At 69.3% G+C, this 13378-nt stretch carries 15 protein-coding genes; 7 read left to right on the top strand and 8 right to left on the bottom strand.

What is annotated here, in order from left to right:
- Nucleotides 1–4: 4 nt before the first annotated feature.
- From KIH31_RS04295 to KIH31_RS04280, 4 genes are read left to right on the top strand one after another with little or no spacing between them, the layout of a single operon-like run.
- Nucleotides 5–1345, top strand: coding sequence for a 3-oxoacyl-ACP reductase (locus tag KIH31_RS04295; RefSeq protein ID WP_214425851.1), 1341 nt, complete (start codon nucleotides 5–7; stop codon nucleotides 1343–1345).
- Nucleotides 1342–2277: a MaoC/PaaZ C-terminal domain-containing protein gene (locus tag KIH31_RS04290; protein WP_214425850.1), complete on the top strand. Its 936-nt coding sequence runs from the start codon at nucleotides 1342–1344 to the stop codon at nucleotides 2275–2277. Before KIH31_RS04295 ends, KIH31_RS04290 begins: the two co-directional genes overlap by 4 nt.
- Nucleotides 2278–2305: 28 nt before the next feature.
- Nucleotides 2306–3406 carry an SDR family oxidoreductase gene (locus tag KIH31_RS04285; RefSeq protein WP_214425849.1) on the top strand — a complete coding sequence of 367 codons (1101 nt, stop codon included), beginning with the start codon at nucleotides 2306–2308 and terminating at the stop codon, nucleotides 3404–3406.
- A 58-nt stretch (nucleotides 3407–3464) separates the two neighbouring features.
- Nucleotides 3465–4691 (top strand): kynureninase, encoded by a 1227-nt coding sequence (locus KIH31_RS04280; RefSeq protein WP_214425848.1) that lies wholly within the window; start codon nucleotides 3465–3467, stop codon nucleotides 4689–4691.
- 53 nt (nucleotides 4692–4744) lie between these two features.
- Here KIH31_RS04280 and KIH31_RS04275 read toward each other — a convergent pair whose 3' ends face one another.
- From KIH31_RS04275 to KIH31_RS04255, 5 genes are read right to left on the bottom strand one after another with little or no spacing between them, the layout of a single operon-like run.
- Nucleotides 4745–5803, bottom strand: coding sequence for a sulfate/molybdate ABC transporter ATP-binding protein (locus KIH31_RS04275; protein WP_214425847.1), 1059 nt, complete (start codon nucleotides 5801–5803; stop codon nucleotides 4745–4747).
- The gene (locus KIH31_RS04270) at nucleotides 5800–6639 is read right to left on the bottom strand and encodes an ABC transporter permease (protein ID WP_214425846.1); all 840 of its coding nucleotides are present in this window, start codon (nucleotides 6637–6639) and stop codon (nucleotides 5800–5802) included. The genes KIH31_RS04275 and KIH31_RS04270 overlap by 4 nt, the downstream gene beginning before the upstream one ends.
- Nucleotides 6636–7415, bottom strand: coding sequence for a molybdate ABC transporter substrate-binding protein (modA, locus tag KIH31_RS04265; protein WP_214425845.1), 780 nt, complete (start codon nucleotides 7413–7415; stop codon nucleotides 6636–6638). The genes KIH31_RS04270 and modA overlap by 4 nt, the downstream gene beginning before the upstream one ends.
- Nucleotides 7412–7822 carry a molybdopterin-binding protein gene (locus KIH31_RS04260; protein ID WP_214425844.1) on the bottom strand — a complete coding sequence of 137 codons (411 nt, stop codon included), beginning with the start codon at nucleotides 7820–7822 and terminating at the stop codon, nucleotides 7412–7414. The genes modA and KIH31_RS04260 overlap by 4 nt, the downstream gene beginning before the upstream one ends.
- A gap of 59 nt (nucleotides 7823–7881) precedes the next feature.
- On the bottom strand, nucleotides 7882–8793 hold the full coding sequence (locus tag KIH31_RS04255; RefSeq protein ID WP_214425843.1) for a Ku protein: 912 nt from the start codon (nucleotides 8791–8793) through the stop codon (nucleotides 7882–7884).
- A 69-nt stretch (nucleotides 8794–8862) separates the two neighbouring features.
- On the opposite strand from KIH31_RS04255, the gene KIH31_RS04250 reads away from it, so the two are divergent.
- Nucleotides 8863–11322, top strand: coding sequence for an ATP-dependent DNA ligase (locus KIH31_RS04250; RefSeq protein ID WP_214425842.1), 2460 nt, complete (start codon nucleotides 8863–8865; stop codon nucleotides 11320–11322).
- 50 nt (nucleotides 11323–11372) lie between these two features.
- Complete coding sequence (locus tag KIH31_RS04245; RefSeq protein ID WP_214425841.1) at nucleotides 11373–11732, top strand: hypothetical protein; 360 nt, start codon at nucleotides 11373–11375, stop codon at nucleotides 11730–11732.
- A 207-nt stretch (nucleotides 11733–11939) separates the two neighbouring features.
- Here the strand turns inward: KIH31_RS04245 and KIH31_RS18290 are convergent, their stop codons facing one another.
- Nucleotides 11940–12074: a hypothetical protein gene (locus KIH31_RS18290; protein WP_284675942.1), complete on the bottom strand. Its 135-nt coding sequence runs from the start codon at nucleotides 12072–12074 to the stop codon at nucleotides 11940–11942.
- A gap of 162 nt (nucleotides 12075–12236) precedes the next feature.
- Here KIH31_RS18290 and KIH31_RS04240 point away from each other — a divergent pair, with 162 nt between their 5' ends.
- Nucleotides 12237–12614 carry a VOC family protein gene (locus tag KIH31_RS04240; protein ID WP_214425840.1) on the top strand — a complete coding sequence of 126 codons (378 nt, stop codon included), beginning with the start codon at nucleotides 12237–12239 and terminating at the stop codon, nucleotides 12612–12614.
- A gap of 82 nt (nucleotides 12615–12696) precedes the next feature.
- Here the strand turns inward: KIH31_RS04240 and KIH31_RS04235 are convergent, their stop codons facing one another.
- Both KIH31_RS04235 and KIH31_RS04230 read right to left on the bottom strand, forming a co-directional pair.
- Nucleotides 12697–12915, bottom strand: coding sequence for a hypothetical protein (locus tag KIH31_RS04235; RefSeq protein ID WP_214426271.1), 219 nt, complete (start codon nucleotides 12913–12915; stop codon nucleotides 12697–12699).
- A gap of 10 nt (nucleotides 12916–12925) precedes the next feature.
- Nucleotides 12926–13363 (bottom strand): hypothetical protein, encoded by a 438-nt coding sequence (locus KIH31_RS04230; RefSeq protein ID WP_214425839.1) that lies wholly within the window; start codon nucleotides 13361–13363, stop codon nucleotides 12926–12928.
- Nucleotides 13364–13378: the final 15 nt, after the last annotated feature.

Below are 13378 nucleotides of genomic sequence, written 5' to 3'. Positions count from 1 at the left end.
CACCATGACGGACACCTACACCCAACTGGTCAACAGCGGCCCCGGCCGGACCATCGCCCGCAGGCTCGGCCTGCCGCAGCCGGCCGTGCTGCGCCGCTACCGCCCGGGCGAGAAGCTCGCCTCCGCGCCGGTGCTCGTGCTGGGCGGCGGCTCCGGCGCAGACAGCGTTGCGGGCGCGCTGCTGGACTGGGACCTCGACGTGCGGCGGCACGCGGCCCCTAAGGAAAAACTCGCGGCGATCATCCTCGTCCTCGACGGCCTGACCCGGCCGGAGGACCTTTCTGCGCCCCTGCTGGCGGCCGGGGCGGCGCTCCGCGGCCTGGTGCCGGGGGGACGCGTGGTGACGATCTCGCGGCCGGCGGCCGCCTCCGACGCCCCGGAACTCGCCGCAGCCCGCCAGGGCGTGGACGGGATCCTTCGCTCGCTGGCCAAGGAACTGCGGGCAGGCGCCACCGCCAACGGCATCCTGCTCGGCGACGGCGTGGGAGCCGTGTCGCCGTCGGCGCTTGGAACCCTTCGTTTCTTCCTCTCCGGCCGATCAGCCTTTGTCGACGGGCAGTTCCTCGCGGTCTCCTCGGACGCCGGGCCGGCCCCGCAGCACTGGGACGCCCCGCTGGCCGGGAAAGTTGCGGTCGTGACCGGGGCGGCGCGCGGCATCGGCGCGGCAATTGCCCGCACCCTGCACCGCGACGGCGCGACGGTTATCGCCGTCGATGTTCCGGCGGCCGGAGACGCACTGGCGGCGGTGGCCAACGAGGTCCGGGGCACGGCCCTGCAACTGGACATCACCCGCGAGGACGCCGGCGAGCGGATCATCGAGCATGCGGTGCAGAGGCACGGCCGGCTGGACATCGTGGTGCACAACGCCGGCATCACACGGGACAAGCTGCTGGCCAACATGGACGCCGCCCGCTGGGACAGCGTGATTGCCGTGAACATCGCGGCGCAACTGCGCATCAACGACGCGCTCCTGGCGGCCGACAGCTTCCGTGAAAGCCCGCGGATCATCTCGGTCGCGTCCACGAGCGGGATCGCCGGAAACCGGGGCCAGACGAACTACGCTGCCTCCAAGGCCGCAGTGGTGGGCATGGTCCGGTCGACGGCGCCGCTGCTGGCCGCGCACGGGGGCACCGTGAACGCGGTTGCACCCGGATTCATCGAGACCGAGATGACGGCAAAGATTCCGTTCGCCACCCGCGAGGTCGCCCGGCGCCTGAACAGCCTGCAGCAGGGCGGACGACCGTCCGACGTCGCCGAGGCCATTGCATTCTTCGCCAGCGGACCGGCGGCCGGCGTCACGGGGCAGGTCCTGCGCGTCTGCGGCCAGAACCTGGTGGGGGCGTGAGCGGCAGGGAGGCCGTGCTGCTCGGGGAGATGCCGTCGCTGTCCAAGCTCTACCTCAACGCTGCGGCCGTCGCGGCGCGCAGCAGGGTGCTCGGGTCCGGTTCAGTCAAGACTCTGCCGGAGGCGGTCCACGAGGTGCGCGGGGTGCGGGCCGACGCCGAGAAGCTCACCGCTTTCCAGCACCTTCTCGGCCTACCGGCGCGTGACTGGATGCCAGCCGGCTTCGTGCACGTCCTCGGCTTTCCGCTGGCCGTGAGCGTGATGAGCCGGGAGGACTTCCCCCTGCCGCTGCTGGGGATGATCCACCTGAGGAACCGGGTGGAACAGTTCCGCCCGGTGCACTACACCCGGGACCTCACCCTCCGGTCCTGGGCCGACAATGTGCAGGGCCACCGCGTGGGAACCCAGGCGGACCTCGTCGTCGAGGTGCGCGATGGGACCGGGGGAGAACTGCTCTGGCGGGGGGTCTCCACTTATCTGGCGAGGGGCGTCTTCCTGCCCGGCGTGGATAAGCCGGCACCGCGCCGGGAACCCGACGACTTCAGCCCCCCGGACCCGACGGCGCTTTGGCGGCTGGGCCCCGGCACCGGTCGCGACTATGCAGCGGTGTCGGGCGACTTCAACCCGATCCACCTCAGCACCCTGACCGCCCGTGCCCTGGGAATGCGCGGAATGCTCGCCCACGGCATGTACCTGGCGTCGCGGGCGCTGGGCGAGGCGCTGCCGAACGACGAGCGAAGCTTCACCTGGGACGTGGACTTCGGGGCACCCGTCTTCCTGCCGTCAACCGTTGCCCTGCATTTCGCCGATGCAGAGGACGCCAGCGGCAGTTGGGTCCGCTCGGACTACGCCGCGTGGAACGCGCGCACCGGCCGGAAGCATTTCTCCGGCTCGGTGCTGCCGCTCGGGCCTGGGAGCGGCAGCACGGAATAGGCAGGCTGCCGGGGCCGTTGCCGCGAGTATGAGCAACCCGAACCGCCCTGAACCGTCGTCAACCCCAACCGGACGCACCGCCCTGGTCGTCGGCGCCAGCGGTATTGCGGGCTCGGCCCTGCGGGACCTGCTGTCCGCTTCCGGGTGGGAGGTCCTCGCGCTGTCCCGCTCAGCGGCAGCCGGGCAGACGAATGTTCGCCACCTCCAGGCGGACTTGACGTCGCCGTCGAGCCTGCGCCAGGCGCTCGCGGCCGAGAACCCCTCGCATGTCTTCTTCACGGCCTGGTCCCGGCAGCCGACGGAACAGCAGAACATCGAGGTCAATGCCGGCATGCTGCGCGATTTGCTGGCGGCCCTTGAGGGCAAGGAAGTGCAGCACGTCGCGCTGATGACCGGCCTCAAGCACTATCTTGGGCCGTTTGAGGCCTACGCAGCGGGCGAGATGCCCGACACTCCTTTCCGCGAGGAAGAGCCGCGGCTGCCGGTCGACAACTTCTACTATGCGCAGGAAGACGAACTCCGGGCAGCGGCCGAGAAAGCGGGCTTCACCTGGTCCGTGCACCGTGCCCATACAGTCATCGGGCACGCCGTCGGAAACGCCATGAACATGGGCCTTACCCTGGCCGTACAGGCAGCCCTGTGCCGGGAGCAGGGGCGGCCGTTTGTGTTCCCCGGATCCGAGACGCAGTGGAACGGTCTCACCGACATGACCGACGCCGGGCTGCTCGCGGAGCATATGCTCTGGGCCGCCACACACCCGGCCGGCGCCAACGAGGCGTTCAACGTGGTCAACGGCGACACCTTCCGGTGGCGCCGCATGTGGCCGCACCTGGCCGCATATTTTGGCGTCGAAGCCGAGGGCTACCGCGACGCCCCCAGGCCTCTTGAGGTTCAGATGGCCGGAATGGACGAGGTCTGGCAGCAGATGGCGCAGCGGTACGCTCTGGCCGAGAACCGCCTGGACCGCGTGGCATCCTGGTGGCACACCGACGGGGACCTGGGCCGCAACATTGAAGTCGTCACCGACATGAGCAAGAGCCGCCTGGCGGGCTTCTCCGGGTACCGGCGCACCGCGGACGCCTTCACGGCGCTGTTCGACCGGTACCGGGACGAACGCCTGATTCCCTGATTCCTGTCCCGGGTTTGCTCTGCGGCACGCCGGCGGCGGGAGGGCTACGCTGGTGCCCATGAACCATCCCGCAGCCCTCCTGGACCGCGCGCGCTCGCTCGACGCGGCGGACCCGCTCGCCGGCTACCGCGACCGCTTCCTCGGCGCCGACGATCCGGAAGTGCCCAGCTACCTCGACGGCAATTCGCTGGGCCGGCCGCTGAAAGCCACTCTCGAGCGGCTCTCGAGCTTCATCACCGAGCAGTGGGGCGGACGGTTGATCCGTGGCTGGGACGAGGGCTGGCTGACGCTCCCGGGCCGCATTGGAGATGAGCTGGGCCGGGTGATGCTGGGCGCCGCGCCCGGGCAGGCCACGATCGGCGATTCGACCACCGTGCTGCTCTACAAGCTCTGCCGCGCCGCGGTGGCAGCGCGGCCGGACCGTTCGGAAATCGTCATTGACCGGGACAACTTCCCCACCGACAGGTTCGTCCTCGAAGGGATCGCAGCCGAGTGCGGACTGACGCTGCGGTGGGTGCAGACGCCTTTCGACGGCGGTGTCACGGCCGAGTCCCTGGCTCCGGTGCTGGGCCCGGCGACCGCCCTGGTGGTCCTGAGCAACGTGGCCTACCGGTCCGGGTACCTGGCGGACGTGGCCGGCATCACCGCGCGCGTGCATGAGGCCGGCGCGCTGATGCTGTGGGACCTGTGCCACTCGGCAGGCGTCGTGCCGATGCAGCTTGATGCCTGGAACGTCGACCTGGCCGTGGGCTGCACCTACAAGTACCTCAACGGCGGCCCCGGTTCACCGGCTTTCGCCTACGTGCGGGCGGACCTGCAGGAGGTTCTGCGGCAGCCGATCCAAGGCTGGCTCGGCAGCGCCGATCCGTTCGGGATGGGGGAGTCCTACCAGGCCGCGCCGGGCATCCGCGGGTTCACCAGCGGCACACCCCCGATCCTCGGCATGCAGGCCATGCGGGACATGATCGAGTTGATCGACGAGGCAGGGATGGGCGCGGTCCGGGCCAAATCCGAGGCACTGACCGGCTACGCCGTCGAACTCTACGATGCCATCCTGGCGCCCTTGGGGGTCCAGCTCTCCTCGCCGCGGACCGCGGAGCGGCGCGGGAGCCACATCACCGTGGACCACCCGGCCTTCCGCGGCCTCACCGCCCGGCTGTGGGAGCGCGGCATCATTCCCGACTTCCGCAACCCGCACGGAATCCGGATCGGGCTGTCCCCGCTGTCCACCAGCTTCGAAGAGGTCCTGGCGGGCGTTGCGGCCATCGCCGCCGAACTGGGCTGAGCGCGCACCGGAAAAGCCGGGCCGCACACGGTGCGGGCTCAGTGGGCGGGCTCTCAGTGCGCGGGCTTGCCGGGGTAGATGGTGACAGCTGCCGCCTTGACGACGAATACCGCGGGCGTGCCCGGGGCCAGTTCAAGTTCTGCCGCTGCCGCAGGGGTCACGTCGGCGGCAAGGTCTCCGGCGCGCACGCGCAGCTGGTCCCCGTGCGGTTCCACATCCGTGACCGTGACGTGGAAGGTGTTCCGCGGGCTCCCGGCGGGGGCCTGCGTGTAGACGGCGACGTCCGCCGGGCGGAATACCGCCACACCGTCGTCCCCCGCCGCGGCAGTCGCGTCGATGCTGCCGCTGACGGTCCCGCTGCCGGCGGCGAGGCCGACGTCGGTGATGCGGCCATGGAGCAGATTCAGGCCGGCCATCCCCGCCGCGAACCGGCTTCGCGGCCGTTCCAGCACCGCGTCGGTCGTGCCCTGCTCCACGACCCGGCCGCCCTCCACAACCACGATGCGGTCCGCCAGGACGAGGGCATCCATGACGTCATGCGTGACGATCACGGAGGGCCGGCCTTCCAGCACCCGCTTGAGCAGGCGCCTGACCAGCGGGGCGGCCGACTGGTCGAGCGCGGCGAGCGGCTCGTCGAGCAGCAGGAGGCGGGGCTCGGCGGCGAGTGCGCGGGCGACGGCGATGCGCTGCGCCTGGCCGCCGGACAGCTGGCCGGGCCGGCGGCCGGCAAGGTCCAGGGCCTCCACCTGCTCGAGCCAGTGCGAGGCGCGACGTCTGGCTTCACTCCTCCCGGCGCCGGCGCTGCGGGGGCCGAAGGCCACGTTCTCCAGCACGCTCAGGTGCGGGAAGAGCAGTGCGTCCTGGCTGAGCAGCCCCACCCGGCGGTCCTGCGCGGGGACCCAGGTGCGGGCCCGGTCCCCAAGGTCGAACAGCGTTTCTCCGTCGAGGCGTCCGCTCCCGGACGCCGGCCGGTGCAGTCCTGCGATGACGTTCAGCAGGGTCGACTTCCCGGCGCCGTTCGGGCCCAGCACGGCAACCGTCTCGCTGTCGGCGACGTCGAGCTGCAGGTCCGTCCCGCGCGCGTCGTCGACAAAGCTCACCTGCAGGCTCATCGTGGCGCGCCTGCCCGGCTCCAGGACAACAGGGTCCGAAGGCGTGCGGATCCGCCTCTGCGCCCGTGGGCCACGCCGACGACGCCGACAGCCACAGCGACCAGGACGAGCGAGAGAGCCACTGCCGCGTCCGGATCGGTCTCCCGCTGCAGGTAGATTTCCAGCGGGAGCGTCCGTGTGCTGCCCTGCAGGCTGCCGGCAAACGTCAGCGTCGCGCCGAATTCGCCGAGTGCACGGGCGAAACTCAGCATCGCGCCGGAGACGAGGCCGGGGAGTACCAGCGGGAGCGTCACCCGGCTGAGCACGGTGCCGGGGCGGGCGCCCAGGGTTGCGGCCACCGCTTCGAACCGCTGGCCGGAGGTGCGCAGGGTCCCTTCCAAGCTGACCACCAGGAACGGCATCGCCACGAAGGTCTGGGCGATCACGACCGCCGCCGTGGAAAAGGCGACCTGGACACCCAGCAGGTCAAGGCTTTGCCCGAGCAGGCCCCGGCGGCCGAAGGTGTACAGCAGGGCGATGCCGCCGACGACAGGCGGCAGGACCAGCGGGAGCAGCACCAGCGGCCTGAGCAGGCGTTGGCCCGGGACCGTGTCCCGCGCCAGGGCGAGGGCCATCGGTACACCGAGCACCACGCAGAGCAGAGTGCTGACGGCGGATGTCCGCAGGCTCAGGCCGAGGGCCGCGAGCGAGGAATCGGAGGTGACCAGCGGGACGAACCTCGGCCAGTCGATGCGCAGGACCATTGCTGCCAACGGCAGCAGGACGAACCCGGTGCCTACAGCGGCCGCAGCGGTAACCCAGCCGGGCAGGGCGTGACCTTGGTGGCCCGCGCTCACGGGGCGCCGAAACCAGCGTCGCCGAGCACCTTGCGGCCCTCGGCGCCGGCAACCAGGGCGACGAACTCGGCGGCCAAAGCCTTGTCCGCGCTGCTGCGGAGCGCGGCGATCGGGTAGAGGTTGCGGGCGGCCGAGGACGCGTCAAAAGACACCGAGCGCACCGTGCCGCCGGCCGCCTTGGTGTCCGTCACGTAGACGAGCCCGGCATCCGCCTCCCCGGAACTGACCTTGCCCAGCACATCGGTGACCGACAGTTCCTCGCTGACCGGGTGAAGCGCCACCCCGGCGGCACGTTCGACGGTCCGTGCCGCAGCCCCGCAGGGCACCTGGCTGGCGCAGACCACCACCTTGGTGCCGGGCCGGGCCAGGTCGGCCAAGGATGTGACGTGCGCCGGATTGGCGGGGGGAACCGCGATGGTCAGGACGTTGCTGGCAAAGACGACTGGCTTGCCCTCGACGCCGGCGGATGCTTCCACCTTGGCCATGTTGGCCTGGTCAGCAGAGGCGAAGACGTCGGCCGGTGCCCCCTCGTTGAGCTGGGCCGCCAGCTCCGACGAACCGGCAAAACTTAGCTTTACGGATGTGCCGGGGTGTGCGGTCTCGAAGCGGTGCGCCAGTTCGGTAAAGGTCTTCTTCAGCGACGCGGCCGCGAAGACCGTCACGGTCCTGGAGGGCTCGCCAGCTTGCCCGGCGGCCGGGGAGCACGCAGAGAGCAGTCCGGCCAGCAGCCCGGCTGCGACGGCGGCTGCGGCGGCGCGTGCCCGGCGGCCGGTCACGGGGCTGCCTTGCCGGAAGGGGTTTCGATGATCACGGTGGTCGCTTTCACGACGGCGGTGGCCACGGACCCTCGTTCCAGGCCGAGTTCGCGCACCGCCTCGCTGCTCATCAGCGACACCACCCGGTGCGGGCCGCATTGCAGCTCGACCTGTGCCATGACGGTGTCCATCACGATGTTCGTCACCAGCCCGACGAACCGGTTCCGCGCAGACCGGCCGACGTCCGTCGGATCGGCAGGCAGCACGGCATTCGACTTGGCCAGCCGTGCCAGCTCAAGGCCGTCCACCACCGTCCGTCCGGCGTCGTCCCGTGTTCCAGCCAGGGCGCCGGAGTCGATCCAGCGCCTCACGGTGTCGTCACTGACCGCAAGGAACCTTGCAGCCTCGGATATCCTCAAATGCGGCATGTCACCCAATATAGGCACGCAAATGCGGAACCGCCAGCCACGGCCTGGGCTGGATGAGGTCAGGCCCCCTTCTTCTTGCCGGCCGCCCGGGCCGTCGATCTGCCGCCCGGGGCGCCGGTCCGGGGCTTGCCGCCTTCCGGTGCGGCGGCTTTGCCCTTTGCATCCTTGCCATCGTTCTTGCCACCGCTCTTGGTGCGTTCGACGCTGCGCCGCAGCGCCTCCATCAGGTCAAGCACCTTCGCGCCTTCTTCCTCATTCGCCGGCTCGCCGAAGGTGGCTTCGGTGTCGATGGCGTCCCCCTGGGCGATCTTGGCCTCAAGCAGCTGCCGCAACTGGACCTGGTAGTCGTCCTCGAACTCCTCCGGCGCGAAGTCCTCCGAAAAGGAGTCCACCAAGGCGGCGGACATCTCCAGCTCCTTGGCCGAAATCCGCGGCTTCTCCTCCAACGAGGGGAACGAGGCCTCCCGGACCTCGTCGGCCCACAGCAACGTCTGCAGCATCAGCACGTCCCCGCGGACTCTGAGCGCCCCCAGCCGGGTCTTCTGCCGCAGCGCGAATTTCACGATGGCAGTCCTGTCAGTCTTTTCCAGCGTCCTCCGGAGCAAGGTATAGGCCTTCGTCGAGCTGGAGTCCGGTTCCAGATAATAGGAACGGTCCAGCATGATGGGGTCCAGCTGCTCGCTGGGGATGAACTCCACGACCTCGATCTCGCGGCTCTTCTCAGCCGGCAGGGACTCCAGATCCTCGGCGGTGAGGATGACGGTGTGTTCGCCGTCGTCGTAGGCCTTGTCGATGTTGGCGTAGTCCACGACCTTGCCGCAGACCTCGCAGCGGCGCTGGTAACGGATCCGGCCGCCGTCCTTGTCATGCACCTGATGCAGCGCCACGTCGTGGTCCTCGGTGGCGCTGTAGACCTTGACCGGCACGTTGACCAGCCCGAAGGCGACCGCGCCCTTCCAGATTGCTCTCATTCCAATAGTGAACACCAAGCATGCTTACTAGGTATAGCCATGGCCTGTATTTCAGGTAAGACTGACGGTATGGCCACCACCTCGGGCACGGGTTCGAACCGTCAGATTGTCGACATTGAGGGCCGCAGGCTCAGGCTGACCAACCTGGACAAAGTCCTCTACCCGGCGACGGGCACCACCAAGGCGGATGTGCTGTCCTATCTTGCCGCTGTGGCTCCGCTGCTCATCGCGCACGCCCGGGACCGGCCGGTGACACGCAAGCGCTGGGTGCACGGCGTCGGCACGGCGGACCAGCCCGGCGCCATGTTCTTCCAGAAGAACCTGGACAAGTCAGCGCCGGAGTGGGTCCCCAGGGTGACGCTGCAGCACAAGGAACACGTCAACACCTATCCGCTGCTGAACGACCTGGCGACACTGACCTGGCTCGGGCAGATCGGCGCGCTGGAGATCCATGTCCCGCAGTGGACCGTCGACGAGGCGGGGCAGCCGCGAAATCCCGACCGGATGGTCCTGGACCTTGACCCAGGGGACGGCGCGGGGCTGGCCGAATGCGCAGAGGTTGCGCGCCTGGCGAGGGCCATTCTGGGCGGCATGGGACTTGAGCCGGTGCCGGTGACCAGCGGCAGCAAGGGAATACACCTTTACGCGGCGCTGGACGGCGGGGAGACGTCGGACCAGGTCAGCGCCGTCGCCCACGAGCTTGCCCGGGCACTCGAGGCCGATCATCCGGACCTGGTCGTCAGCGACATGAAGAAATCACTGCGCGCGGGGAAGGTGCTGGTGGACTGGAGCCAGAACAGCGCAGCCAAGACCACGATCGCACCGTATTCGCTGCGGGGACGGGTGCGGCCCATGGTCGCCTGTCCGCGGACCTGGGCCGAGCTCGATGACCCCGACCTTTCCCACCTCGATTACCTGCACGTGCTCGAGCGGATCAAGCACGTGCAGGACCCGATGGCTTCGCTCAGCCCCGGGCACCCGGGAGCCGTTGCGGAGCCGGACCGGCTCCACCGGTACCGGACCATGCGGGACGCGGAGCGGACGCCCGAGCCGGTTCCGGATACCGCACCCTCGGCGGCCGGAGGAAACAGCTTCGTGATCCAGGAACACCACGCCCGCCGGCTGCACTGGGACTTCCGGCTTGAGCATGACGGCGTGCTGGTCTCCTGGGCCGTGCCCAAGGGGCCGCCGGACTCGCCGAAGCAGAACCACCTCGCTGTCCAGACCGAAGACCACCCGCTGGAGTACGGCACGTTCGAAGGACGGATCCCGAAGGGTGAGTACGGTGCGGGCGACGTCGCCATCTGGGACGCCGGCACGTATGAACTGGAGAAATGGCGCGACGGCAAGGAGGTCATCGCGACCCTGACCGGCCGCGCCGACGGCGGCCTCGGGGGAGGGCCGCGGCGCTTTGCGCTGATCCGCACCGGGGGCGGAGGGGAGCAAAAGAACAACTGGCTGATCCATTTGATGAAGGACCAGCACCCGGACGCGGCAGCGGAACCCACGGCCGCGGACGGGGCCGCCGGCCAGCCGTCCCGTGCCGACCACGGCGTCCTGCCGTCGCATGCGCCGATGCTTGCCACCGCCTCCAATCTGCAGGAACTGGAGGGGGAGGCACTCTCGGATGAGGACTGGCTGTACGAGATGAAGTGGGACGGCATCCGCGCCGTCGCCGCTGTGCAGGACGGCGGTGTCCGCCTGCTCAGCCGCAACGGCAACGACCTGACCGCCGGCTACCCCGAACTCCAGGAACTGGCCGGAGCCGTACGGGAACCGGTGCTGCTGGACATGGAGATCGTGGCGCTCGACCGCAAGGGCCGGCCCGACTTTGGCCTCCTGCAGCAGCGCATGAACCTCGTGAAGCCTGCGGAGATCGAGGCGGCGACACGCCAGGTGCCCGTTCATGCTTTCGCCTTTGACATCCTCAACAGGGGCGGCAGGTCCCTCCTCAAGATGCCTCTCCGCGAGCGACGGAAGGAGCTGGAGGACGTGCTGCGGCCCGCCGCTGCGGACCGCGTCCAGCTTTCGCCGCTTTTCGAGGGGCCGCCGTCGCACGTGCTGGCAATCAGCGAGGAACACGGGCTCGAAGGTCTGCTGGCGAAGAAAGCGGGGAGCAGCTACCTGCCCGGCCGGCGCTCCCGAAGCTGGCTGAAGGTCAAGCACGCGCGCACGCAGGAGGTCGTCATCGCTGGCTGGCGCCCGGGCGGGGGCAGGAGGGCCGGTACAGTCGGGTCCTTGCTGCTGGGCGTGCCGGCGGACGGCGACTTGCGCTATGTCGGGCGGGTGGGAACCGGGTTCCGGGAAAGGGACCTGGAGGACCTCTCCCGCCTCCTGGCGCGGCTTGAGCGAAAGACCAGCCCGCTGCGCGACGTTCCGGCCGCCGACGCACGCGACGCGCACTGGGTCACCCCCCGCCTGGTGGGCGAAGTGACGTTTGCCGAGCGCACAGCTACCGGGCGCCTGCGCCATCCGTCCTGGCGGGGCCTGCGCCCCGACAAGGAACCGGCCGACGTCGTGCCCGAGTAAGGCCGGTGGTCTCTTCCGTTCTGTCAGTGCCCGCGACTACGGTCGGCCTCATGCAGCATGGAAGTCGAGGCGCGGCGAGCGCAGGGGACAGGATCGTAACGGCACGCATCATGGGCGCGGCCAACCGGTTGTCAAAGGAACGCCCCTTTGACCTTGAGGCGGCGGTCGCGGAGGTTCGGCACGTCGCTGACGGGCGCCCCGATCTCCTGGCCGAGGCCGCCGGCACTTATTTGGGAACGGTGCAGTCCGACCCGTTCTCCTGGCATTACCCGCTGGCGGCCCAGATCTGCCTTGACGCCGGCGCGGACCGCACTGCCGTCTCCCTCTGGGTGGAGCGTGCCCGCGACCGCGCCCGGCACACGTGGGGCGGCATTACGATTCCGCACGAAACGGTGCGGCCAAAGGCCTGACGGGACAGGTTCGCTCCGACCGATGCGGTCCCGCCGGCGCACAAGGCTATCCGGCGGGACCAGCATTGGAGAGTACGCCCCGGAAGAAAAACGAGACCACCATCGGGACGGAATGCAAGGATCGTACCAAGGTTTGTTGCCTCAGGCCATACCTTTTTGCCGCCGTTTTGGGGCTGCGCGGACCGCTGGCCGTAGCGGGAGCCCGGGTCAGTCCTCGTCCGCCGGTTCGAGGCGGTCTTCGCCAAGCTCCTCCAGGAGTGCGTCGATGGTCAGCTGACCCTCTAGCTCGACGATCGGAAAGCCGCTTTCGCTTTCCGCGACGGACGGAGCCGGTGTGTTCATGAATCGAGCGTAAGCGGAGCCCGGCGCGGACGCCGGTAGCAACACACGCCCCGCGCCAAGCCGGTGCAAGAGGGGGCGCACACGGGCCCAAAGCCTCTAGCGGGCTGGGCCCGCCCGGCCTATTTTCCCATTGTCACGAGCCAGACCCTTCCGGGAGGAACCATGCTCAAGGACGCCAAATCTCTCACCACCCTCCCCGCCGCCGACATGGAACGTGCCAAGCGGTGGTATCAGGACAAACTCGGGCTTGAGCCCGTTGAGGAAATGACCGGAGGTAACCGTTACGAAACCGCGGCCGGCACCGGTTTCACCATCTATCCCACGCCCAACCCGGACCGAGGCGGTCATACGCAGCTGGCATTCGGCGTCGCCGATCTGGACTCCGAAGTCACGGGACTCAAAGGACGCGGCGTCGTGTTCGAGGAATACGACATGCCGGGCCTGAAGACCGTGAACGGCATCGCCGAATTCGACGGGCAGCGCGGAGCCTTCTTCAAGGACAGCGAAGGCAACATCCTCGGCATCGTCCAGATGGACTGACGCCTGCACACAGCAGAACCCCCGCAAGCCTCGGCTTCCGGGGGTTCTGCTGTGTGCGCGGTTCCTGCTGGTGCGGGTGCCGTCAGGACGCGTGCCGGCGCGGGGGCTTCTCGGCGGCCAGGGCCTTCACCCATTCCGGCGTGACCTTGCCAAGCCGCCGGTCGGTCACCAGGCGGAGTTTGGCCGCGGCGATCTGCACGGCCCGCTCGTCCGGGTCGAAGCCAGGGGCCGGCGCCTGGTCAGTGGCCGGGGCAGCGGCGTGGGCGCCTTGCCGACGGCTCGTGTGCTGCGTCATGGTCATCGTCACCCTCCTACCTGCTTCCGCCATCGTTGGCACTATTCTCGCCCGGTTCCGGTGGCGCGTCCACCGCAGCCCCGGTGTGCGGTGCCCCCTCGCCGGACGCATCGAGCGCAAGCTCTGCGTTTTCCAGCGGTTCTTCCCAGGCGACGGTGAGGATTTCGAGTTCCTCCCGGCGGGCCAGTTCGCTCTCCGCCAGCACGGACATGATGCCAAGACCCACTTCAGCCCGCTTCGTGTCCGCTGACAGCGCGGCGTCAAGGGCCCACTGGGCGCGGGACCACCACTCGGACCGCATGTCCGCTTTCGAGCGCTGCCGTAGCGTCAACAGCCCTACCGAGGCTGCCACCACGGCCGCAATGAGCACCGCCAACGGGCTCAGCGCTGAGAGACTCTGCCACCACTGGGCGGGTGCGTCGGCGATGGCCGTCGCGGAAGGAAGTGCTCTCACCCGCCCAGCCTAAGT

Origin of the sequence: Paenarthrobacter sp. DKR-5 (assembly GCF_018531425.1) — a bacterium.
Lineage (GTDB): Bacteria > Actinomycetota > Actinomycetes > Actinomycetales > Micrococcaceae > DKR-5.
This window is presented reverse-complemented; position numbering and strand designations above follow the sequence as displayed.